Source organism: Candidatus Poriferisocius sp. (assembly GCF_965219815.1).
In the GTDB taxonomy this organism is placed as follows: domain Bacteria; phylum Actinomycetota; class Acidimicrobiia; order Acidimicrobiales; family Bin134; genus Poriferisocius.
The window spans coordinates 1,984,468-2,006,884 of the sequence record NZ_OZ244791.1 but is presented as its reverse complement, the minus strand read 5'-3'; the positions used below and the strand labels follow the sequence as shown (position 1 = coordinate 2,006,884).

General features: G+C 67.1%; 17 protein-coding genes. 8 read left to right on the top strand and 9 right to left on the bottom strand.

The genetic code is table 11. The features are described 5' to 3' along the window. Window positions 1–13 precede the first annotated feature (13 nt). Window positions 14–766: a biotin--[acetyl-CoA-carboxylase] ligase gene (locus ACOQPI_RS09580; protein ID WP_420619428.1), complete on the bottom strand. Its 753-nt coding sequence runs from the start codon at window positions 764–766 to the stop codon at window positions 14–16. Window positions 767–818: 52 nt separating this feature from the next. On the opposite strand from ACOQPI_RS09580, the gene ACOQPI_RS09575 reads away from it, so the two are divergent. Genes ACOQPI_RS09575 through ACOQPI_RS09560 form a run of 4 tightly spaced genes read left to right on the top strand, consistent with a single transcriptional unit; the run spans window position 819 to window position 5,878 of the window. Then, a complete protein-coding gene (locus tag ACOQPI_RS09575) occupies window positions 819–2,579 on the top strand; it encodes an acetyl/propionyl/methylcrotonyl-CoA carboxylase subunit alpha (RefSeq protein WP_420619427.1) in 1,761 nt (586 codons plus the stop codon). Window positions 2,580–2,638: 59 nt separating this feature from the next. Continuing rightward, on the top strand, window positions 2,639–3,871 hold the full coding sequence (locus ACOQPI_RS09570) for a glycosyltransferase (protein WP_420619426.1): 1,233 nt from the start codon (window positions 2,639–2,641) through the stop codon (window positions 3,869–3,871). After that, a complete protein-coding gene (locus ACOQPI_RS09565; RefSeq protein ID WP_420619425.1) occupies window positions 3,858–4,820 on the top strand; it encodes a hypothetical protein in 963 nt (320 codons plus the stop codon). Before ACOQPI_RS09570 ends, ACOQPI_RS09565 begins: the two co-directional genes overlap by 14 nt. Next, the gene (locus tag ACOQPI_RS09560) at window positions 4,817–5,878 is read left to right on the top strand and encodes a glycosyltransferase (protein ID WP_420619424.1); all 1,062 of its coding nucleotides are present in this window, start codon (window positions 4,817–4,819) and stop codon (window positions 5,876–5,878) included. The genes ACOQPI_RS09565 and ACOQPI_RS09560 overlap by 4 nt, the downstream gene beginning before the upstream one ends. Before the next feature lie 140 nt (window positions 5,879–6,018). On the opposite strand, the gene ACOQPI_RS09555 is transcribed toward ACOQPI_RS09560, so the two are convergent. From ACOQPI_RS09555 to ACOQPI_RS09540, 4 genes are read right to left on the bottom strand one after another with little or no spacing between them, the layout of a single operon-like run. Beyond that, on the bottom strand, window positions 6,019–7,941 hold the full coding sequence (locus tag ACOQPI_RS09555; protein ID WP_420619423.1) for a methyltransferase domain-containing protein: 1,923 nt from the start codon (window positions 7,939–7,941) through the stop codon (window positions 6,019–6,021). 19 nt (window positions 7,942–7,960) lie between these two features. Continuing rightward, on the bottom strand, window positions 7,961–9,187 hold the full coding sequence (locus ACOQPI_RS09550) for an ABC transporter ATP-binding protein (RefSeq protein WP_420619422.1): 1,227 nt from the start codon (window positions 9,185–9,187) through the stop codon (window positions 7,961–7,963). 3 nt (window positions 9,188–9,190) lie between these two features. Then, window positions 9,191–10,069 carry an ABC transporter permease gene (locus ACOQPI_RS09545; protein ID WP_420619421.1) on the bottom strand — a complete coding sequence of 293 codons (879 nt, stop codon included), beginning with the start codon at window positions 10,067–10,069 and terminating at the stop codon, window positions 9,191–9,193. Between the two features lie 5 nt (window positions 10,070–10,074). Further along, entirely contained in the window at window positions 10,075–13,095 is a 3,021-nt protein-coding gene (locus ACOQPI_RS09540) for a glycosyltransferase (protein WP_420619420.1), read from the bottom strand. A 223-nt stretch (window positions 13,096–13,318) separates the two neighbouring features. Between ACOQPI_RS09540 and ACOQPI_RS09535 the strand changes: the two genes are divergently transcribed. Further along, window positions 13,319–16,297: a SpoIID/LytB domain-containing protein gene (locus ACOQPI_RS09535; protein ID WP_420619419.1), complete on the top strand. Its 2,979-nt coding sequence runs from the start codon at window positions 13,319–13,321 to the stop codon at window positions 16,295–16,297. Here the strand turns inward: ACOQPI_RS09535 and rfbD are convergent. From rfbD to ACOQPI_RS09515, 4 genes are read right to left on the bottom strand one after another with little or no spacing between them, the layout of a single operon-like run. Further along, window positions 16,294–17,139, bottom strand: a complete 846-nt coding sequence (gene rfbD / locus ACOQPI_RS09530; RefSeq protein ID WP_420619418.1) for a dTDP-4-dehydrorhamnose reductase — start codon at window positions 17,137–17,139, stop codon at window positions 16,294–16,296. The genes ACOQPI_RS09535 and rfbD overlap by 4 nt on opposite strands. 13 nt (window positions 17,140–17,152) lie before the next feature. Further along, window positions 17,153–18,115 (bottom strand): dTDP-glucose 4,6-dehydratase, encoded by a 963-nt coding sequence (gene rfbB, locus ACOQPI_RS09525; protein WP_420619417.1) that lies wholly within the window; start codon window positions 18,113–18,115, stop codon window positions 17,153–17,155. A gap of 1 nt (window position 18,116) precedes the next feature. Continuing rightward, window positions 18,117–18,683: a dTDP-4-dehydrorhamnose 3,5-epimerase family protein gene (locus tag ACOQPI_RS09520; RefSeq protein ID WP_420619416.1), complete on the bottom strand. Its 567-nt coding sequence runs from the start codon at window positions 18,681–18,683 to the stop codon at window positions 18,117–18,119. A 40-nt stretch (window positions 18,684–18,723) separates the two neighbouring features. Continuing rightward, on the bottom strand, window positions 18,724–19,806 hold the full coding sequence (locus ACOQPI_RS09515) for a glucose-1-phosphate thymidylyltransferase (protein ID WP_420619415.1): 1,083 nt from the start codon (window positions 19,804–19,806) through the stop codon (window positions 18,724–18,726). Between the two features lie 87 nt (window positions 19,807–19,893). Here ACOQPI_RS09515 and ACOQPI_RS09510 point away from each other — a divergent pair, with 87 nt between their 5' ends. From ACOQPI_RS09510 to ACOQPI_RS09500, 3 genes are read left to right on the top strand one after another with little or no spacing between them, the layout of a single operon-like run. Further along, complete coding sequence (locus ACOQPI_RS09510; RefSeq protein WP_420619414.1) at window positions 19,894–21,282, top strand: hypothetical protein; 1,389 nt, start codon at window positions 19,894–19,896, stop codon at window positions 21,280–21,282. A gap of 9 nt (window positions 21,283–21,291) precedes the next feature. Beyond that, window positions 21,292–22,026, top strand: coding sequence for a glycosyltransferase family 2 protein (locus ACOQPI_RS09505; RefSeq protein ID WP_420619413.1), 735 nt, complete (start codon window positions 21,292–21,294; stop codon window positions 22,024–22,026). Further along, window positions 22,023–22,388 (top strand): DUF2304 domain-containing protein, encoded by a 366-nt coding sequence (locus ACOQPI_RS09500; protein WP_420619412.1) that lies wholly within the window; start codon window positions 22,023–22,025, stop codon window positions 22,386–22,388. The genes ACOQPI_RS09505 and ACOQPI_RS09500 overlap by 4 nt, the downstream gene beginning before the upstream one ends. The last annotated feature ends 29 nt before the right edge of the window (window positions 22,389–22,417 follow it).

Genomic DNA, 22,417 nt, shown 5'->3' with positions numbered 1-22,417 from the left:
TCCCCCAAGAGATCTACCGGCCACGCAGGTGTACGACATCGCCCACCACAACCCTGGCCCCGCCTTCCATCACCAACGCCCCTCCGTCATCCAAATCCTGGGCCAGTCCCTCCAGCACGCTTCCGTCGCAAAGCTGCACCGACACTTGCTGGCCCAAGGTGGCTGACTCTCGGCGGGCCGCAGCCACCAGCGCCGCCTGGCCGCTGGGCATCTCGATTCCGTCCATCCACTGCGAGAAGCCGGCCAATACCCCGGCCAGCAACTCCTCGCGATCGACCGCCGCGCCGCACACGTCTTCCAAGGCCACCGCGGTGTCAGCCACCTCGGGGGGTGTTGCTCCGGTCCGCACGTTGAGCCCCATGCCCACCACCACGGCCTCCAGCCGATCTCCAGTCACCACCGACTCGGCCAGCACCCCAGCCAGCTTGCGGTCGGCCACCACCAGGTCGTTGGGCCATTTCAAACCGGGGCGCACCCCGGCCAGCGAATCGCAGGCCTCCACCGCCCCCAACGCCAGCGCGGTGGTCACCAGGTGGGCTCGCGCCACATCGATCCTGGGCCTGGTGAGCACCGAGAACAACAGGCTCGACTCCGGCGCGGCACTCCAACTGCGCCCCCGCCTCGCCCGACCCGCGCTCTGGTACTCGGCCGCCAATACCGCATCCGCCTCGGCTCCTTGACGGGCCGCGGCCAGCAAGTCGGCGTTCGTCGACCCGGTCTCATTCACCCACTGAATCTGGAAGTCGGTCACTTCGCTCCGTCCCATTTCGCCCCGCCATTATTCGCGTGATCGCGAGACTCTCTGCCACCATATTGCCGTGTTGTCCAAGGTATTGGTGGCGAACCGGGGGGAGATCGCCGTTCGAGTGATCCGGGCCTGCCGGGAGTTGGGCATCGCCACGGTGGCGGTGTACTCCGACCTCGACCGAAGCGCCCTCCACGTTCGCATGGCCGATGAGGCCCATGCCCTCGGCGGCCAGACCGCAGCCGAGAGCTACCTCAACACCGAGGCCATCCTCGACGTCATCGAGCGCACCGGCGCCGACGCCGTCCACCCCGGCTACGGATTCTTCTCGGAGAACGCCGACTTCGCCCGGGCCATCACCGCCCGGGGGGTGGCGTTCATCGGCCCCAATCCCGAGGCCATCGAGGTCATGGGCGACAAAATCTCCGCCCGCCAGGCCGCCGAGCGGGTAGGGGTAAGCGGCGTCCCCGGCACCACCGACCTCATCACCGATCCCGAGCAGGTGCGGGCCTTCGGCGCCGAGCACGGCTACCCGGTGGCCATCAAGGCGGCCTACGGCGGCGGCGGCCGGGGCATGAAGGTGGTGGCCGACGAGAGCGCGGTGGAAGAGGCCATAGAGTCGGCCCAGCGGGAGGCGCTGAGCTATTTCGGGCGCGACGAGATCTACATGGAGCGCTACCTGGAGCAGCCCCGCCATGTGGAGGTGCAGGTGCTGGCCGACAGCCACGGCAACTGCGTGTACCTGGGCACTCGTGACTGCTCAGCCCAGCGCCGCCACCAGAAGCTGATCGAGGAGGCCCCCGCGGCCGGCATCGACCCCGAAGTCCTGGCCGCCATGGGCGAGGCCGCGGTAAAGGTAGCCCAGGGCTGCGACTACGTGAACGCCGGCACGGTGGAGTTCCTGTATGAGGACGGCCAGTTTTACTACTTGGAGATGAACACCCGCCTCCAAGTGGAGCATCCGGCCACCGAGCTCGTCACCGGGATCGACCTGGTAGAGCAGCAGATCAAGGTGGCCTCCGGCGAGCCCCTGCCGTTCACCCAGGAGGAAATCGAGATATCCGGCCACGCCATCGAAGTGCGCATCAACGCCGAAGACCCCGCCGAGGGCGCCTTCCTGCCGTCACCGGGGCCGATCACCGGCCTGCGGGCGCCCAGCGGGTACGGAACCCGTTGGGACGGGGGGTACGAGGCCGGAGATGAGATCAGCCAGTTCTACGACAATCTGGTGGGCAAGCTGATCTGCTGGGGCCGAGATCGGCCCACTGCCATTGCCCGCACCCTGCGGGCCCTCGACGAGATGGAAGTGAGCGGGGTGGCCACCACCATTCCCGCCGACAAGGCCATCCTGGCCCACCCCGATTTCGCCGCCCTCACCCACTCCACCAAGTGGGTGGAGGAGACGCTCGACCTGACCGGAGTCAAGAGCGCCCCGGCCAGCCCCCCCTCCGACACCGAGCCCCTGGTGCAGCGAGACATCGACGTGGAGGTCAACGGCCAGCGCTATTCGGTGAAGATGTGGGTGCCGGAGACCGCCTCTGCCCCATCCGCCGCCCCCGCATCGGGCGGCGCCAAGCGCCCCAAGCGGGCCGCCGCCAGCAAGAGCGGGGGCAGCGCGGGCAGCGGTGAGGTGACCGTGCCCATGCAGGGCACCATCGTCAAGGTGATGGTGGCTGCGGGCGACACGGTGGAGGCCGGCGATCCCATCGTGGTGCTCGAGGCCATGAAGATGGAGAACAACGTGTGTGCCGAGAAGTCCGGCACGATAGCGGAGGTCCGGGTGTCCGAGGGCGACTCGGTGGGCGGCGGCGACGTAGTGGCGGTTATCGAATAACCCGCACGCGGCACCGGGTGTCGGCCCGGCCCGCACGCCGATAGCATCGATCACGCTTCATGGTCGACTCCCAACCGCTTTCGCAGGCCAATACCTCGATCGTCATTCCGAGCGCCGGCCACCTCCAGTCTGACGCCGACGCCTCCATGCTCCAGCGCTGCCTGGCCACGCTCTCCCTGCTCGATCCGGCGCCCGCGGAGGTGATCGTAGTGGTGGGCGACGAATTCCAGGGCGAGCCGCCTCAGCAGACCGCCGGCCTGCACCTGCGAGTTGTCCACCGGGGCCCGGGGCCCTTCGACTTCTCCCGGGCCGTGAACTGCGGCGTGCTGGCCAGCCGCGGCGAGCTGGTTCTGATGCTCAACGACGACATAGAGGCAGAAACCGGCGACTGGCTGGGAAAAATGGCCGCTCATCTCAGCGATCCGAGCATCGGCGCCGTAGGGGCCGCCCTGCTGTATCCCGACCGGTCGATCCAGCACATCGGCATGGAGTTCGACGGTGCTCATCCCATCCACTCGTTCCGGGGATGCCAGCAGTCCGAAGCCGCCGCGGGCGGCGGCGACGGGGCTCGCGATGTGATCGGCGTCACCGGGGCCTGCTTTCTGGCCCGACGCCGGGATCTGCTGGCCGTGGGCGGGATGTCGCTGGAGTTCCCCGCCTCCTACGGCGATGTCGATCTGTGCCTGCGGCTCATCCGGTCGGGCTTGCGGGTGGTGGTGGAGCCCGCCGCCACCCTCATCCACCACGAGAGCGCCAGCCGGGAACCGGTCATCGAATCCTGGGAGTGGGAGAGGTTCGTCGCCCGCTGGGGCGAGCCGCCCCACAGGGGGCCACTCCCTGCCAATTCCGAATCCGACCGCAACTACGATTCAGCCATGACCGCCGATCAGGTGGATGGCGAGGATCGCGATCAGCTCCGCCATGAACTCCTCAACCAGCGCGACCGGGCCCTCGGAGCCGAAGCGCGCAACCAGTTCCTAACGAACCGCATCGCCCACCAAGACGACCAGATTGCCGAACTGGAAGGCCGGGTGGCCGAGCGGGACACCCGCATAGAGGAGTGGAAAAACCGGGTGGCCGAGCGGGACACCCGCATAGGCGAACGAGATGCCCGTATCGCCGAGCGGGACCTGCGCATGGCCGAGAAGGACGCCAGCGCCGACGAGAAGGACGCCCGCATCGCCGAGCTCGAGGCCGAGAACCTCCGGTTGCACGAGGACTTGGCCCGACCGGCCATCATCCGGCTTGCTCGCCGTCTAGTCCCAGGATCGGGCCGGCATGAGCGAGCTTGACCTCAGGCAGGTCGGCGCAGAGATCGAGGCTGATGCCGACAAGCGCCGCCGCCAAGACCGGGAGATCGCCCAGCTTGAACACGACATAGAGCAGGCTTGGGCCGACATCGCCGAGTCCGAGTCTTCTCTGCACGTCATCGACGAAGACGGCGATTTCTTGAACCAGGCCGCCAATCTGGCCGCGCTCGACCCCCATGTCCCGATCGGATCGCGCCGGGGACTCCGCGGCGTCAAGTGGCTGATCCGCAAGCTGTCCTACTGGTATGCCCGCTTTCTCACCGACCAGTTCAACGTGTTCGCCGGAGTGCTGATCCGGCACCTGCGCAACGTCGAAACCCGACTGGGCCGCCTGGAAGGCGCTGCCGGCTATCTGGGCGACGGCACCGTTCCGGCCGGCTTCGGTGTTCTCAGCAGTCCTCCTGAGCCATCGGACGAGGTGGTGTCCCAAGTCGCCGGCTTGGCGGGCTCGGGGCCGTGTCTGGTGCTGTCCGGGGGGGAAGGCGCCATCGTCGAGGCCATCAGCGAGCGGGGCATCAGTGCCCACGGCGTCGAACAAGACCCCGACCGGGTCCTCACCGGACTCCGCCGTCGCATCGACATTCGAGCGGGCGGCGTGCTCCCCCATCTGGTGGGCGCTGAGGACGGGGAATTCGGCACGATTGTGCTCACCGGGTTTGTGGAGACCCTCCCGCTCAGAGACCTGGTCGGAATGGTCAACCAGGCCAGCCTGAAGCTGAAGAAAACCGGCCGGATCGTGGTGGCAGTGGCCGACCCCGCAACCCGGGCCCGGGTTGATGCCGAGCTGGGCTCGGGGCTGGGCATCTCGCCGGTCACCTGGCGGCATCTGTTGGAACAGGCCGGCTTCGACGCCAGCCTGGAGCCCTGCTCCGACTCCCGCATCACCGAGATCGTCGTCGCCCAGCGCACAGCCAAGCCGGATCAGCTATGAACCCCACCGTCGACCTGTTGATCCCGCAGATGGCCACGGGAGACGCCACCAGCAACCACACCCGGCTGATCCAGCAACTCCTCGAGGAGAGGGGATTTGAGACTCGTGTCGTGGTAGAGCGCAAGAGCCGGTCCGACGGAAGCGATCTGTCGGTCGAGAAGTGGAGGGGCGACGCCCGGGTCTCGATTCTCCAGCACTCCATCGGGTCGGAGGTCGCTCAGTTCGTGATCCGGAAGAAGACGCCGGTAGTGCTCAACTACCACAACATCACCCCGGCCAGTTACTTCCAGTCGTGGCAGCCCGAACTGGCCAAGAGCGTTCAGCGAGGACGCCAGCAGCTCGGCCAACTGGCCCGGCTGACCCGTCGAGGGATCGCCGACTCGGAGTTCAACGCCCGGGAACTGAGGGACTTGGGCATCGACGACGTGGTGGTCGCCCCCGTGCTGTGGAAGCTGGGCAGCGGCGTGCCGCCGTCTGAGCCGGGCGACAGCACCGACATCGACGGCGGAGGGACCGTACTGTTCGTCGGCCGGCTGGCCCCCAACAAGTGCCAGCACGATCTCATCGCCGCCTTCGCGGTGCTGTCGCGGTTCCGCCCCGAGGCCAGGCTGGTGCTCGTTGGACAAGCCTCTCCTCCCCAATACCTGCACTCTTTGAAGAGCCTCGCTCGCCGCCTCGGCGTGCACGGTCGGGTGGTGTTCGCCGGCAAGGTATCCGACAAGAACCTCCTCCAGTGGTACCAGCTGTCCGATGTGCTGGCCTGCACATCCGAGCACGAAGGCTTCGGAGTGCCCCTGGTCGAGGCCATGGCCAACGGCCTGCCCGTGGTGGCTTACGACGCGGCCGCGGTGGCCGAGACGGTCCAGGATGCCGGCGTCGTGATACGCGACAAGCGGCCCGTGACCATGGCCCTGGCCCTCCACCGAGTGCTGAGCGACGGTCAGCTTCGCCAGAGCCTGCGCGACCGCGGCGTCAAGTCGGCCCAGCGGTTCGACATCTCCGTCACCCGCGAGCAGATGTGGATCGCCCTCAAAGACCTGGTGGAAGTGGGAGGCTGATCCTCCGTCACCCGCGAGCAGATGTGGATCGCCCTCAAAGACCTGGTGGAAGTGGGAGGCTGATCCTCCGTCACCCGCGAGCAGATGTGGATCGCCCTCAAAGACCTGGTGGAAGTGGGAGGCTGATCCGGCGGGCAGCCTCAGCGCCGGCCGAAGCCCCTTATCAACCCGGCGATCTTGTTGTGGACTCGCTCCCGCCACGCCACCTGGGCCAATCGGGCCTGGGCCTCGGCCAGCTCGGACTGGAGCCGCGTCAACTGGTCGTCGGCTTGCGCCAGTCGAGCACGGGCCTGCTCCAAACCCACCGCCGTCTCGTGCTGCTCGGATAGCTGGGCCAGTAGTTCCTGTTGCCGGTGGACCAAGTGCTCCATGCGGCGGTAGGGGGCCAGCGACGATCCCAGCCGGTCCATCCGGGACCGGGACCCCGCATCGTGCAGTTCAGCCAGCCTCGCCGCCGGCTGGCGGTAGACCAGACCCATCAGCTCGCCCTCGGCTTGCCTCCACCGGCTGAGCAGGTCGTCGTCGATGTCTTCGCCGATCAGTCCACCGAGATGGGCCACCAGGCGGTTGTTGCTCCAGGTCACCGGCCAGGGCAGATGGCAGCGGGCGCTCAGCATGGCGGAGACGGTCTTCCACAGTCCTCTGACCACCGCCAGCCGAACATCCACTCCTCCGGCGGCCACCCATTCCCGGTCCACGAACTTGGGGCCGTCGGCAGTCATCACAAAGTTGTCAGGCCCGGAATCCAGCCACACCGGGGGCAGCGCCCAGTCGGCATCGGCCGGCAGATAGGGGTGGGGCGCGGCAACCGAGTCGATCGGAGTCTCCCGAGCAGCCAGCTCGGCCCGCCAGGCCCGCAACAGCTCGGCGAATCCGTCCCCATCGCCCTCCCGGGCGCAGTCCAGAAGACACTGCTCGAGGTTCCGGCCCGGGTAGTAGGGCTCCTCGGACACCTCCACCTGCCCGAGCCACCCGTCGAGATCACCGGCCCTGTCTTCATCCAGCAGACTGCGCCTCACCACCAGACCCTGGTCCGAATCCACCACCACGGCCTGCTGTCTCCAGCGCCGCCGTCGATCCGGGGCCACCCGCCAGGCCAGCGCCCGCTGGTCAACCCGCTCTGCCACCGCTTCTGGACTCCGACCGGCGACAACCAGAAAAGAGTTGGCCACATCGGGCCCCAAGCCCGCCGTCAGCAGCGATCGGTGGGCGGCCCGCTCATCGGCAACCACCACCGGACGGGCATATTCGCTGCTGGTGGGATGGCCCACAATCTGGTCGACCATGTCGGCCCCATCGGACTGGCCATAGATCTCCTCGGCCAGCACCGCGGTGGGCAGCTTGTAGTCGGGAAACGGGTACAGCCACTTCTGGGCTTCCAACCCGGCGTCGGCCATCATCTCGGTCAGCTCCCGCCGCGACCAGGTGGTGGGCTCCCCGTCGCGATAGCCCTCCCAGCCCACCCAGGGCAGCCCCAGATGGTCTTCGGGAAATCCCAGCAGGTACTTGAGTCCGAGCCGGTTCTCAATGGCCAACACCACAACACCGCCGGGAGCAAGGACTTCCACCGCCCGGCTGAGTAGGGCCGCGGGCCCGCCTCCCCCGCCGTGGGGGGTGCCGGCATATTCCAGCACCCCCACCAACAGAACCACGTCGTAGGCCTCGCGCTCGCCGTCGCCCAGCGCGTCCAGCGGTCCGCACAGAACATCCACGTCCTGAAGTCCGGCACAGCGATGGGCAATCAGCTCGGCTCGGGCTGCGCTGCCCTCAAGGGCGGTCACCGCCGCCCCCCGGTCGGCACAGATCCGGGTGTTGACCCCCGAGCCCGCCCCTACGTCCAGTACCCGGTCACCAGATCCGATGGCCACCGGCGCCAACAGAACGGCCCGCTCCGGCGCCAGGTGATAGGCAGTGGGCCAGTCGTGGATTGCAGACGCCAGCTCATCCGATCCCACACGGCGGTCCCGCGCCGTTCGCAGCACGGCCAGCAACTCGTCCTCAGCCCCGTCGGCATAGGGAAGCGAGTCGCCGATCATGGTGATGGGCAAAGGCTCAGAGCTCATCGGCACATCCCTGATCGGCTCAGGCTCCGGCCCGCCAGTCGCCCTCCAGGTTCAACAGCCCGTTGGCCTGCGGGTCGGGCTCACCGGAAATCTGGAGCCAGAATTCCCGGGCTCGGCGGTCATAGAGAAACGAGGCGTCGGAGTCCTGCACGGCGGCGTTGACGTGAAACGCCCCCGAGCGGAACGGGATGCGGTTGAGGCGAAACTCCACCCATCCCTCACCGTCCACCTTGCCGGGTCGGAACCCGCCGGCATGGGAGCGGGGTCCGGCCAGATGGAGGTTGTTGTGGTCGTAGAACCCCAGTGAGAACACCGGGTCTTCGATGGGCTGGGAAGCGGAGTAGTGGATGCGCACCACCAGCGGGTCTCCCGAAGCGAACGACTTGGGGCGATGGCCGGCCCCATCGAAGAACTCCAGGTTGGTGATGCGCAGCGGGGTGTCCCCCTCGGCGTCGGAGCGGGGACGGTGGCCCACCGAGGCGGCCCCCTCGGTGTCGATGGTGTCGAGGTAGGCGTTGACCACCTCCTGGGGATCGCCCACCGCGGCCAGCGCCCCGCGGTTCAGCCAGGCCATCTGGTCGCAGTTGGCCCGCAGCATCCCCAGGTCGTGGCTCACCAGCACGATGGTCACCCCTTGGGACCGCAGCGACTCCAAGTGGCTGAAGCAGCGAAGCTGGAACTCCTCGTCGCCCACCGCCACCACCTCGTCGACGATGAGGATCTCGGGGTCGACGTGGACGGCAACCGCGAAGCCCAGCCTCACGTACATGCCGCTGGAGTAGATCTTCACCGGGCTGTCGATGAACTCCTCCAACCCGGCGAACTCCACGATCTGCTCAACACGGTCGTCGATCTGGGCCTTGGGCACCCCCAGCACCGAGGCGTTGAGGTAGATGTTCTCCCGACCGCTCAAAGCGGGGTGGAAGCCCGCCCCCAGCTCCAAGAGGGCCGACGTCCGGCCCTGCATCTCCACCCGGCCCTCGGTGGGCTGGTAGATTCCGGCCATAACCCGCAACAGGGTGGACTTTCCCGAGCCGTTGCGTCCCACCAGCCCGTACATCGAGCCTCGGGGCACCTCCAAGCTGATGTCTTGAAGCGCCCAGAACGGCTCGCTGCGCACCCGGCGGAACGGTCGGCCCGATCCGGGGCGCAGCCCGGTCCACGCTTCCTTCAGGCTGAGGGGCCGGTCCAAGGTCAGCCGGAAGCGCTTGGACACGCCCTCCACGACCACCGCATTCTCGCCCATTGCCTACAACTCCTCGGCGATGTCGCGGGTTCGGACCTTGAACATCAGCCAGCCGCCCGCGCCCACCGCCAGCGAGATCAGCGCCATGAGCCCCAATCGAAGCACACCGGGCCAATCCAGCCCGTATAACAGCTCTCGGGAGGCTTCGGTGAACTGCGACAGCGGGTTCAGCCGGATGATGTCGCGCACCGGCAGCCCCATGGCCCGCTCGGGGATCAACGACAGCGGATAGACGATCGGCGTCACGTAGAAGAGAAATTGCAGGGCTATGGTGGACAGGTAGCCCACGTCCCGATAGCGCACGTTCCACACGCTGAGCATCAGACCGATCCCCAGGGCGAAGATCGACAAGAACACCAGGAGAACGGGCCACAGCAAAAAGGTCCAGCTCACGTTGACCAGACAGATGAGGATCAGCATCAGGATCGACGCCTCGATGGCCGCTTGGAACAGCACGGTGAACAGGGCGGCGACGGCCGGGGCCTCCGGGGGGAAGTACACCTTGCCCAGCAGCGAGCCCAGATCCAACAACGCGCTCATGGCCCCGGTGATCACCCCGTAGAAGGCGTTCCACATGACCAGGGCGCAAAACAGGTAGAGGGCGAAATTGTCGAAGCGGCCGTTGCCGGCCCGAGGGGGGTCGAACTTCAACAGCACACCGAAGACCAGGGCGTAGATGGCCAAGGTGGCCGCCGGGTTGAGCATCGACCACAGCCAGCCCAGCACCGATCGCTTGTAGCGCGAGCCCAGCTCACGCTGCACCAGGCGGCCGATCAGCTCCCGGTAGCCCCAGATCTCAAGGACGCCGCCCCGCTTTGTGAGCGCCGCCCAAGCCCACCTCTTCGATCCGAGGCGGCCCATTCCTCCCGCGCTGCCCTTCATAGCCCTCACTGCGGCGGCCCGGGATCGCACAGAAAGCCGTACACGCCGTGGAGGTTCAGATCCCAGCGAGCGTGGCGGGAGGCTATGTCGGCCAAGCCCTGCTGGGCCAGCCGCTGTCGGCGGGCGGGATCCCGCACCAGGGCGACGATCTCCGCGGCCAGCCCGTCTGCCGTCTGGGGCGACTGCATGCAGTTGTGGTCGTGGCGCAGAAGCCAGTCCCCCGCCGGATTCTCAAAGGCCACCACCGCGGTGCCGCAGGCCATCAGCTCCAGCGGCAGGTAAGAGGGGTGCTCAGAGGTGGTGAGCGCCACGCCGATGTCGCAGGATCGATAGAGCGGGCCGGTCTCCCGGTAGTCGAGTTGGCCCATGTGGGTGATGAGGGAGTCCATGTGCTCGGGGAAGGCCCACGATCCCGCCGTCACAATGCGAACATCGTCGGCCAGTTCGTCCTTCACGAGGCGCACGGCCCGAGCGGCCAGTTCCCAGCAGTTGCGGAGATGGCCGGGACGGGAATAGATGAACACCGTCACCGGGCGCTCGGGATCGGGATCGATGCGACCTCGGACATGGAAGACCGTGTCGTCCACCGCGGGCCAGAAGTGCTGGGCGACCCCGTCGTATCGATCCCGGTAGATGTCGGCCAGATGGCCGGTGTTGCACAACCCGTAGAGCCCTAGCCGGTAGCTGTGCTCGGCCAGGGCGTAAAGCGTGCCCGCCGGGTAGAACATGGGCTCGAAATCCTGGATCAGGTAGAAGCGGCGCCTCTGGCCCGGGGTGCGGGCCGCGAAATAGGCGGTGGTCCACATGGTGGCGATGGCGGCATCAGCCGCAGGCACATCGCTGGGATCGAAGGCGAAGGAGTCGTGGTGGGCGATCGGGCTCTCGGCGAGCGACTCGAAGGCGGCGGTGATCCCCGATCGGTACCACCGCTCGTCGTGGTTCTCCGGACCCGCCATCACCATGAACCGGTTCTCCACCCCGTGGTTGCGAGTCAGATGGTCGGCCAGCCGGAACACGGTGTGGATGCCGCCGTAGAACGGGTTCTGGAATTCGGGCACAAACCAGTTGACCGTTCTCACCTCTTGTCGCCCGACCACGCCCCGGTGCCCCTGGCGCACCGACTCGGCCAGCGCCCGATCGGCTTCTGATGCGAACGCCAGAGCGTGGGCCTCCCCGGTCTCGTTGCGCTGGTAGAAGATCTCCATGGGCCGGCCCAGCATCTCGGTGAGCTGGCTCAGCACCCCCGGCTTCTCCTCGCAGTACACCTTGGGCTCGGGGTGGGCCGCGCTGAGGTTCGGGGAGAAGTAGGGGTCGCCGCCCATCAGCCAGCGCTGATAGGCCCAGTAGCTGGCGAACACATCGCCCTCGGGAATGTGGGGTCCCCGGGTGGCCGATTCCCGGTGGACGACTGGGGTGGCGGCGGAAACCATGTTGCGGTAGCCAGCCTGGCGGGCCTGGAGCCCGAGCACAACATCGCTGCCGCACAGCTCCAACCGCTCGTCGAATCCGCCGATCTCTTCGAACACCGCCCGGCGCACGGCCAGGCAGGCGCCGGTCACCGCCACGGTGTTGCGGGTCCAGTCGGTGGATCCCATGAGGCTCTCTGAGTGGGGGGCCATGCCCTGGAACAGGTGGCCGGCCAGGCCGGTCATTCCGATGACAACCCCGCCGAACTGGATAAGGCCGTCGTCGTCGATGAGCTGGGACCCAACCACGCCGATCTCGGGCCGCCGGGCCCAGCCGACCAGGTTGTCCAGCCATCCTGGATGGCCCGGTGACGTGTCGTCGTTCAGAAACACCAGCACCTCGCCGGTGGCCTGGGCTGCGCCCCGGTTGTTTACCGCGGAGTAGTTGAACGGCTCATCCCACCAGATGACCTGCGGGTTCAGGTCGGCGGCCTGGGCCTGGTACCAGGCCTCGTTCCCGTCGCTGCGGACGCCGTTGTCCACGATGATGAGCTCAACGGCGGTGTGGTCGGCGGCGCGGACCAAGTCGAATGCGCCCTCCAGCAATTCTCGATTGTGGCGGGTGGCGATGATCACGCTGACCGGCACATCTTGAGCTGGCACCCATGCCAGGTGAACACCGCCAGCCCCCGCCTCGGCTCGGGCCGGCCATCCCTGCCGCGACAACCAACGGTTCACCAGTTCCAGATGGTGCGATTCGACGCGGTCGTCGCGGCGATCCACGGTTTGCAACACCGCGGGCAAGCGGCACACCTGCTGGTCGACCACGTCCAGTCCCAGCAGCAGATCCCACCAGAGGGAGTCGTCGCCGGCCCCGACATCGCGATAGCGCAGGGCGGCTTCGGCTTGGAGGCATCGGGCCCTAACGGCAAAGGCCCGGCCGATGTAGTTCGCGCACACCAGGAGATCGGGCGACCAGCCCGGCTTGAGGCGGGGCCGGCTCAAGCGGTCCAGGTCTTCTTCGAAATACACGCCCTCCGGCATCCCCTCCAGGTGCCACTCCCATACCTCGGCCAGATCGGCCAGATCGTCGTCCCAATACACCAACTCCAGCCACGGGTCGCGCCACGCGGCCCGCGCGATCTGGAACACCGCATCGGGTCGAAGCCGGTCGCCAGCCCGCAGCAATACCACCAGGTCCCGGGGACAGTCCTGAGACAGCCGGTCGAACTCCTCGGCCAGCCCGCCAGCCTCCACTTTGACCACTTCCACCATGCCCCACGTCTGGCTGTGCAGCGACGTCTCAGTGGCGGCCACATCGCCGCCGTCGTCCACCACCAGTCCCCACACTTTGAGCGGTCGGACCCACTCGTCGAACCACTGCCGCTGAATCGACAGGACGCTGGGGTCGGCCGGCAGCCGGCAGTACCAATCCCGATAGGTCACACCGGCCGGCTGGCGCGGCGGAGCTGGTTCGGGCTCCGGCTCGGCGGGCGGCTCTGCTGTCTGGGTGCGGCGGACCGCGCGGCGTGCCTCCCGGATGATGGCCATCGCCCTGCTGACCAGCCGTCGACGGCGGGTTTCTCGGGGGAGAGCTCGCTCAAGCAGACGACGAACCACTACGACACCCTACCTGTACTCCCGGTTTCGCTTTCACCCGAGAAGCCTCCCACCGCAGTGAAGACGGCTTCTGCCATGGCGGTGTACTTGATGGCAGAAGCCGAAGCTGGGAGAATTGCCCGGCGGGCGGCCAACCGGTTTTGGACGTTCTATGCATTGGCAGCGATTGACGGTGTTGAACCGCCCTCGCTTATCACAGATTGTTGCCGCCTCGACAGCACTCATGGTCGCGGCATCAATGCTGATCGCGGCCCCATCCTCCGCCCAGCAGAATCCCAATCCCTCACCGGTGCTCGTCGTCGATCCCACCGCAACCGCCACGTTCACCGGCAGCGGCTGGGGCCACGGAGTGGGAATGAGCCAGTGGGGAGGCCTGGCCCGAGCCCATGCCGGACACAGTGCCCAGCAGATCCTGGGCTTCTATTACGAGAACACCGTGCTTGCAGAGAACTATGGGCGCCCGGACAACGGTGCGGAACCGCCTTCCTCCCCCGAACCGAGCTCTCCCGCCACGCCCGCTGCCGGGGAGAGTGCGACACCGGTGGTACTGGCCACCACCGGCAGCACCACGCTTACCCCCGAGGGTCTCAACCGGATCACCATTGACAACCAGAACATCACCGTCGGCGACCAGAGCGCAGCTCGAGCCCCCGCGGGAACGCCCATCGACTTTTCCCGCGTCGGCGGGCTCTGGCAGATCACATTCGGCGCCACCAACGTGTGCGGCAACGGATGTTCCGGGCAAACCGTCCAGCTCCATTTCGCCACCGACACCGCGGTGGCCGTGTCCACTACCGGCCGCTCCTACTCCCACGGCCGCATCAACCTGGTGGCCGTGGCCAACGATCCCAGCCAGTTCCACATCACTCTCGACTCGCTCTCCGCGGAGACCTTCCTCAACGACCCCCACAACGACCCCGCGGCGCCCAACACCGGCGTTGACCAGACAACCGGTTCGACCCACTTCGTGCTGGCCGTCACCCAGGCTGCCACGCTCACGCCCGAGGGCTTGAACCGCATCACCATCGACAACCAGAACATCACCATCGGCGGCCAGAGTGCAGCCCGGGCCCCAGCCGGCACCCCCGTCATCGTCACCCGCGTCGGCGGACGCTGGCGCATCCGATACGGCAATGCCGACCTCTGCGGCACCGGCTGCTCGGGACAGACTGTCCAGCTCCACTTCGGCACCGACACCGCGGTTGCGGTGTCCACCACTGGTCGCTCTTACTCCCACGGCCGCTTCAACCTCGTGGCCGAGGCCGGTGATCCGAACCTATTCCGGGTTGTCTTGGACTCGCTGACCCCCGAGAAGTTCCTCAGCGATACCCACAACACGCCACCTGAGATCCCGAAGGCCGACGCCACGCCCACCACCGAAACGGATGTCCAACCTCCGCCCGACCCCGAGCATCCCGAAGACGCCATTCGCGTCCACCTGAGCACCACCACCGGAACCATGCTCACCCCCCGGGGGGCAAACCGCATCACCGTTGACGGCCAAGGCGAGATCCGGGTGCCCGCCGGAACACCGGTAAATGTCGTCTACCACCCCGGCCACTGGCATTTCACCATCAACGGAGTCGACGCCTGCGGCAGCAACGGTTGTCCGGGCCGTACCGCTCAGATGCACTTTGCCACCGGTACTTCGGTGGCGGTGTCCAACACCGGACACTCCTACTCCCACGGCCGCATAAATCTGGTGCCCGCCGGCGGTGACCCTGGCACCTTCTACGTCATCCTCGATTCCCTCTCGATGGAGCAGTATCTGTGGGGCATCGCCGAGACGCCCATGAATTGGCCGCTGGCCATTCACGAGGCCCAGGCCATCGCCGCCCGTAGCTACGCCACCGCCACCCTGCGGGAGCGTCGGGCCTCCAATACATGGACCCGGCCATTCGACCTCTACGCCAGCGTGTGGGACCAGGCCTACGTGGGCGATACTCGGGAGAGGCACAGCGACGCCGGCACCTGGCTTCAGGCCGTGCAAAACACCGCAGGACAGGTGATGCTCCACAACGGGGCACCCATCCGAGCCTTCTATTCGGCCTCCAACGGCGGCCACACCGAGCGCAGCGGATATGTGTTCTCCACTGATTTGGCCTATTTGCCGGCCAAGCCCGACCCGTTCGACAGCATGGGATCCAACCCGTATGCCTCCTGGTCGCGCTCCTACTCGGTGGCCGACCTCAACCGGTGGCTGAACGACCACACCGACACGGCGATAGGCCAGCTCATCAGCATGGAGATCGTTGGCGGCACCGGCGCTTCGGGCCGGTTGGACAAGGCCCAAGTCCGGATCACCGGCACGTCTCGAACCGTCGCCGTCAGCGGCAATCGGCTTCAGGCTCGGATCAATACCGCCGCCCGGGAGAGCGGACAAAACCAGCTGCTGTCCACGCTGTTCAGCTTCACCGTTCCCCTCGCCACCGTTCCCTCCCCAACGACCACGCCGGGAGACCCCGGGGGTACCCCCCCGGTTGATTCCACTCCCGCCGACCAGAAGTACTACTCAGGGGTCATCGACGGCCCGGACTTCTGCTTCAACCGGAGCCTGGGCGGACAGATCACCTATCCGTACGACCGGGACGGCGACGGCGTGGCCGACATCTGCGCCCTGCCCCGCACCCGACGGGCCGCAGTGGCCCATCAGAAAACCATCGAGCAGCTTGCCCTGGTGGAGCGGCAGATCTTCAACGCTCGGTTCGCCGAGGAATGCCGCTCGGTGGCCGCAACCTTCGGCGAACCGGAGAAGGAGGCGGTGGACGAGTGCCAGCAGTATCGGGACTTCTCGGCCAATTCGCCCGGCGGGTCGGCCGCGCCCAATGGCGGCACCGGGACTCAGTCGCCGGGGACGTCGGCCGGTCAGGATGATTACGCCGTGGACGACCGGCAGTACTACTCCGGGATCATCGACGGACCGGACTTCTGCGTGAATTTCAGCCTCGGAGGCCCGGCCACCTACGCCTTCGACCGGGACGGCGACGGCGTGGCCGACATCTGCGCCCTGCCCCGCACCCGACGGGCCGCAGCGGCCCGCCAACGGGCCCTCGAGCATCTGGCCCACGCCTCCCCTGAACTAGAAACCCTCTACCAGGCGTTCTTCATCGTGAACTGCCACATGGGGCCGGTGACGCTCGGCGAATCCGACAAAGAGGCCAACGATGCCTGCGAGCCTCACATCCAAGCGGGGGCGGCTTAGCCCAGCAGCTCGGCCACCAGACGCTTCAGCGGTTCTCGAAAGTCGCCTGGGCTCCTCATGCCGGCCAAGGCCAAGGCCCGATTCTCCAATGCCGAGTTGGCCGGGCGGGGGGCGGGGCGGGGCGGTTGCAAATCAGCGGTTGAGATGGGCGCCACCCGGTCGGGATCATGGCCCGCTGCGGCCATCACCTCCCGGGCGAACTCATACCAAGACACGTCTCCCTGGTTGGCCGCGTGGTACAGGCCGGGACGCCGGTCAACACACAGCCGCTCGATCACTGCGGCCACATCAGCGGTGAACGACGGCGAGCCCCGCTGATCGCTCACGAACCGGAGGGGACCGCCCCCAGCGGCGAGCCGCAACACGGTGCCCACCATGTTGGACCCGTGCCGCCCGCACAGCCAGGAGGTTCGGACCACGGTGGCGGCCTCACCCGCTTCCTGTTCGCCGGCCAGCTTGCTGGCGCCGTACACCGACTGAGGATCGGGCCGGTCCCATTCGTGATAGGGGTCGGCCTTGTTGCCGGAGAACACGTAGTCGGTGGAAACGTGGCAGAAGTGGGCATTGAACCGCCGAGCGGCCTCGGCCAGGTGGCGTACCGCGAAAGCGTTGACCCGGTAGGCCCGGTCGGCCTCGGTCTCGCAAGCGTCCACCGCGGTATAGGCCGCGCAGTTGACCACGGCATCAGGCCGAATGGCGCCCACCGCGCTGAGCACTTGGTCTCGTTGGGAGATGTCCAGCTCTGCGCGGCCAGCGGCGATGGGCTCGTGGCCGGAATCGGCCATCTGCGCGGCAACGTCATGGCCGAGCTGCCCCGCCGCTCCGGTCACCAGCACCTTCACGGCCCCGCGGCCCTCATGTTGCAGCTTTCTTGAGCGGCTCCCACCACCAGCGGTTGTCCCGGTACCAGGCAACGGTGGAGGCCAGAGCCTCGTCCAGCTCCCGGACCGGCGACCACCCCAGCTCTTTCATCTTGGCCGCGTCCACCGAATAGCGCTGGTCGTGGCCCAGTCGGTCGGCCACCGGTTGGATGAACGACTCATCCCGCCCGCATAGGGCCAGCAGGCGGCTGGTCAGGTCCCGGTTGGTGAGCTCGTTGCCTCCGGCAATGTTGTAGATCTCTCCGGCCTGGCCTTGGCGCAGCACCTGGTCGATGGCCGCACAGTTGTCGTCCACATGGCACCAGTCCCGCACGTTCTGGCCATCGCCGTACAGGGGCACTTTCAATCCGTCCAGCAAATTGGTGGTGAACAGGGGGATGAGCTTTTCGGGGTGCTGGTAGGGGCCGAAGTTGTTGGTGGTGCGGGTAACCGCCACCGGGAGGCCGAAGGTCTCCCGGTAAGCCAGCGCGATCAAGTCGGCACCGGCCTTGGACGCCGAGTAGGGCGAGCTGGGCCCCAGACGGTCGGTCTCGGTGAACGACCCCTCAGCGATCGACCCGTACACCTCATCGGTGGACACGTGGACCACCTTGTCCACCTCCAGCAGCCGAGCGGTGTCGCACACCACGTTGGTGCCGTCGCAGTTGGTGCGAACGAAGGCGTCGGGGCCGACAATGGATCGGTCTACATGGCTCTCGGCGGCGAAATGAACTACCCCATCGCAGCCATCCATGGCCTTGGCCACCCCGTCGCGGTCGCAGACGTCGCCATGGATGAACTCCAAGCGGGGGTCGTCCTCGAGCCCTCGCAGGTTGTCGCGGTTCCCAGCGTAGGTAAGGGCGTCGTACACCACCACGGCATCGTCGGTGCGAGCCAGCACCCAGCGCACGTAATTCGATCCGATGAACCCCGCGCCCCCGGTCACAAAGAGCTTCATGTCACCCTTGGGCTTCGAAACGGGGAATCAGATGATCCGGTATCGCCGAGCGGCGGGGATTGGACTGGTCCCGAGCCGACAGCACGGGGTTGTCCACCCCCCAGTCGGCCCCAACCTCGGGGTCGTTCCAGGCCACCCCCAGCTCGTCGTCTGGGTTGTAATAGCCGTCCACGAGATAGCTGATGGTCATGTCCGACAACGCGGCAAACCCGTGGGCCACCCCCGGCGGGATGTACACCCCCCGATGGTGGTTCACGCCGTCGGGCTCGGTGCCCAGGGGCAGCGTCATTGTGCGCCCGTCGGTGGGTGAGCCTGACCGCAGATCATGGAGCACCACCCGGGCCTGGCCCACGGGCACATACCAGTAGTCGGCCTGATGGAGGTGGTAGTGCAAACCCACCACCGAGCCGGCTCGCCGGTCGCCCCGGTTGGCCTGGATCATCTCCCGGACCCCGGGAATCCACTCCCGCCGGTAGGTCTCCACAAACACGCCCCGCTCGTCGCCATGGATGTCGGGGGACACGATGAACACACCCGATATCGCCTCACAGTGGCTTACCTCAGCCATGGCCCTACCTCAGTTCCAAGTGAGAATGACCAGCCGACATCTACCCCAGCTCCAGATGGGAATGGTCGCCCAGCATGAGCCGGGACACCGGGCGGCGCTCGGGCGACTGGGTCACCTGAACGTGCTGGCCGATCAAGGAGTCGGTGATCCGGCTGATCCCGTCGATGCGGCAGCCTTCGAGCACCACCGAGTGGTCCAGCTCGGCGTCGCTGATCACGCATTCGTCGCCGATGGAGGTGTAGGGACCGATGAACGTGTTCTCTATGCGGGTGTTCGCGCCGATCACCGCCGGACCCCGCACGGTGGAGTTGACGATCTTGGCCCCCTCCGACACCACCACCCGCCCCTCGACCTTGGAGGCGTCGTCCACCGCTCCGTCCACCCGGCGTGCCAGGGTGTCGAGCACCAGGCGATTGCACTCCAGCAAAGGATCCTTCTTGCCGGTGTCGATCCACCAACCGTCCAGCATCCGATGGCTCACCCGGTGGCCGTTCTGGATGAGCCAGTCGATGGCGTCGGTGATCTCCAACTCGCCTCGGGCCGACGGCTCGATGGCGGCCACCGCGTCGTGGATGGAGGAGTCAAAGATGTACACCCCCACCAAGGCCAGGTCGGAGGGAGGATCGGCGGGCTTCTCCACTAGGTTGACCACATCGCCATCGGGGCCGAGTTCAGCCACCCCGAACGACGAGGGGTTTTCCACCGGGGTCAGCAGGATCTGCGCTTGACTGTGGCCGGAGCCTTGCTCTCGCTCCCCATCGAACTGCGCCACGAACTCGGCCAAGCCCTGCTCCAACATGTTGTCGCCCAGATACATCACGAAGCAGTCGTCGCCCAAGAAATCCCGGGCCACCAGCACGCAATGGGCCAGCCCCATTGGCGCCTCCTGGCGGATGTAGGTGGCGCTCACCCCGAAGCGCGATCCGTCGCCCACTGCGTCCCTGATCTCCTGGTGGGTGTCGCCCACCACGATGGCGATGTCGGTGATGCCCGCCGCGGCCATGTCCTCGATGCCGTAGAACAGCACCGGCTTGTTGGCGATGGGCACGAGTTGCTTGGCCCGAGTGTGGGTCAGTGGACGCAGCCTCGTGCCGGCACCTCCCGACAAGATCAACCCCTTCATTCGCCGCACAGTGTACGGCCCACCCTGTCACAGCGGCGAGACCGATGGTGGCGGTGAGCCCCCTCTCTCAGTGTCTACGCTTGGCAGGTGTCACGTGTGAACTGCGACAGGGTGGCGCTGGCCGCAGTGCTGGTGGCGGTGGCGGTGCTGGTGGGGCTACACGTGCGAGACCACCCGGCCCTGTCGCACGTCGACGAGCTCCAGCACACCGACTACGCCCTCAAGTCGCCTTTCCACATCCCCCGCCACGGCGACACCATCGGCCAGGAGACCATGGAGGAGGCCGCTTGTCGGGGCATCGATTATCCGACGCGGCTGTCCATCGACGCCTTGAACAACTGGCTGCATCTGACCGGCGAACGGGGAATCGAAACCCTCAGCCCCGACAGCATCGCCCGGGTGCAGCTGCCCCCCTGCCGGTCGCTCCTGCTGAACCCCGACCAATTTCCCAACTGGGGGCTTAACACCGCCTCGCCCCACCCGCCGGTCTACTACACCGCCACCGCGCTGGGAGGGGCGGCGATCGAGGCCGCCCCCGGCGTCGACAGCCCGGTCACTGGCGCCCGGCTGGTGGGAATCCTCTGGCTGGGCGCGGCAGCAATCGTGCTGTGGTACGTGCTGGGCAGCCTGGGGGCATCGCGCTGGGCCAAGGCGCTGCTGATCGTCCTTTTGGCCGTGTCCCCCCGGGTGCTGCACGCATCGTCGATCATCAATCCCGACACCACCGCCCTGTTGGGCGGGACGCTGGTGCTGGCCGCCGCCCTGCGCTGGGAGGGCGGGCGGGCCCCGGCGTGGCTGCTGCCTGTGGCCTCGCTGGCCGCGGTGTGGCTCAAGTTCACCAACTCGGTGGCGGTGGGGGCGGCCGTGGTGTATCTGGCGGTGCGGGGCTGGCAGCAGCGGGACAGCCTCACCCGGCGCCAAATCCGGGCCTGGTCGGCGGCCGCGGGGGCCGCGGTCATCTTGACGGTGGCCTCGATTGTCTCGTGGTCGGCGGTTCAGGAAGCCCGGGGCCACATCCCCGCCGAGCAGCTGCCCACCAACGCCATCTACCAGGTGGACGGCTTCCAGTGGGACAACCTCGGCGACGAGCTCTTCTCCGCGCTCACTCCCCTGCGGGATCCCTTCGTGCCCGACACCCTGCCGCGGAATCTGTTGGAGCCCCTTGGCGATCTCATGAACCTGCTGGTGCTGGTGGGCCTGGGCGCGGTGGCGCTGTTCACAGCCAGGGGATCGAACCACCGAGCGCTGGCCGCCGCCGCGGTCACCGGGATGGTGGCCACCGGAGTGGTGACCATGGTCACCAGCTACCTGACACTGGGAATCTACTTCGACACCAATCCCCGGTACGGGCTGTCGCTATTGCCCTTTGCGGCAGCCGCTCTGGTACCGATGCTCGACAACCGCTTGATCCGCTGGGGCCTCACCGCAGTGGTGCTGGCCGCAGCAGGGGCAACCTTGGCCGGTGTCGCTACCTAGGCTGTGGCTGTGGACAACCCGGGCCTGATCGCCGTAATCCCGGCCTACAACGAGGAGAACACCGTGGGCGCGGTGATCGCCGAGGTGCAGCGGACCTGCTCCGGGCCAGCAGGAGTGAGGCCAGCTGAAGTGAGAGCAGTAGAGGTGGTGGTGGTGGACGACGGCTCCGCCGACTGCACCGCGGAAACGGCAGCCGCCGCAGGCGCCACGGTGCTGCGATTGCCGGTCAACCTGGGGTACGGGGCCGCTCTTCGACTGGGCTTCCGCTACGCCGCCGGACGCCAGTGGGACTGTGCGCTGGTGCTGGACGCCGACGGCCAGCATATTGCCACCGATATCCCCGCCCTGGTGGCCGCCTGCCATTCGGGGGCCGATCTGGTGCTGGGCAGCCGATTCCACCCCGATTGCGCGGTTCCCTACCCGGTGTCCCGCATCCGGCGAGCAGCCATACGCGTGGTGAGCCGAGTGCTCCGCCATCGCCGCGGGGTGGCGCTCACCGACCCCACATCGGGGTTCTGGGCGATGTCGAGGCCCTGCGTGGAGCTGTTCTCCCGGCAGCTTCCGGCCGGGTACCTAGACAATCTGCTCGGGCTGTCGATAGCCGCCCGGGCCGGGCTGGCCATTGCTGAGGTGCCGGTGACGATGGCCCCTCGTCAGGGAGGCCAGCCTTCCACTCAGGGGGCACAGCTGGTTTTCCACTATCTGCGAACCTTGCTCGCCATCTCGATCGGAGGTCGATCATGAGCCTCACTGCCCGAATCGTTTCCGCGCTGCTGGCCGCCTTTGTGGTGGCCATCATCCTCAAGCTCCAGCGGCGAGGGGGCTTGGTCTCCAAGTACGGGCTGCTGTGGATGGCCACCTCCGCGTTAATGCTGGTGATGGCGGCAGCCCCCGACGTGGTCGACATGGTGGGCGGCTGGCTCGGAGTGGAGTACACCCCATCACTGGTGTTCATGGCCGCCCTGGGCTTCGTGCTGGTTGTGCTGGTGCAGTACTCGTGGGAGCTCAGCCGCTCCGAGCAGCGCATCCAGATCCTCATGGAAGAGGTGGCGCTTTTGCGCCGAGAACTCGAAGAGCAGAGAAAAGACGCTGAGGCTGAGGGTTAGCCGGCAATTCCGGCGGCGAGCTGGCGATT

Excerpts from the sequence above, each read along its gene's own strand:
- ACOQPI_RS09580 (WP_420619428.1), bottom strand. The coding sequence starts at position 766 with ATGGGACGGAGCGAAGTGACCGACTTCCAGATTCAGTGGGTGAATGAG.
- ACOQPI_RS09570 (WP_420619426.1), top strand. The coding sequence starts at position 2,639 with ATGGTCGACTCCCAACCGCTTTCGCAGGCCAATACCTCGATCGTCATT.
- ACOQPI_RS09565 (WP_420619425.1), top strand. The coding sequence starts at position 3,858 with ATGAGCGAGCTTGACCTCAGGCAGGTCGGCGCAGAGATCGAGGCTGAT.
- ACOQPI_RS09560 (WP_420619424.1), top strand. The coding sequence starts at position 4,817 with ATGAACCCCACCGTCGACCTGTTGATCCCGCAGATGGCCACGGGAGAC.
- ACOQPI_RS09555 (WP_420619423.1), bottom strand. The coding sequence starts at position 7,941 with ATGAGCTCTGAGCCTTTGCCCATCACCATGATCGGCGACTCGCTTCCC.
- ACOQPI_RS09550 (WP_420619422.1), bottom strand. The coding sequence starts at position 9,187 with ATGGGCGAGAATGCGGTGGTCGTGGAGGGCGTGTCCAAGCGCTTCCGG.
- ACOQPI_RS09545 (WP_420619421.1), bottom strand. The coding sequence starts at position 10,069 with ATGAAGGGCAGCGCGGGAGGAATGGGCCGCCTCGGATCGAAGAGGTGG.
- ACOQPI_RS09535 (WP_420619419.1), top strand. The coding sequence starts at position 13,319 with ATGGTCGCGGCATCAATGCTGATCGCGGCCCCATCCTCCGCCCAGCAG.
- rfbB (WP_420619417.1), bottom strand. The coding sequence starts at position 18,115 with ATGAAGCTCTTTGTGACCGGGGGCGCGGGGTTCATCGGATCGAATTAC.
- ACOQPI_RS09520 (WP_420619416.1), bottom strand. The coding sequence starts at position 18,683 with ATGGCTGAGGTAAGCCACTGTGAGGCGATATCGGGTGTGTTCATCGTG.
- ACOQPI_RS09515 (WP_420619415.1), bottom strand. The coding sequence starts at position 19,806 with ATGAAGGGGTTGATCTTGTCGGGAGGTGCCGGCACGAGGCTGCGTCCA.
- ACOQPI_RS09500 (WP_420619412.1), top strand. The coding sequence starts at position 22,023 with ATGAGCCTCACTGCCCGAATCGTTTCCGCGCTGCTGGCCGCCTTTGTG.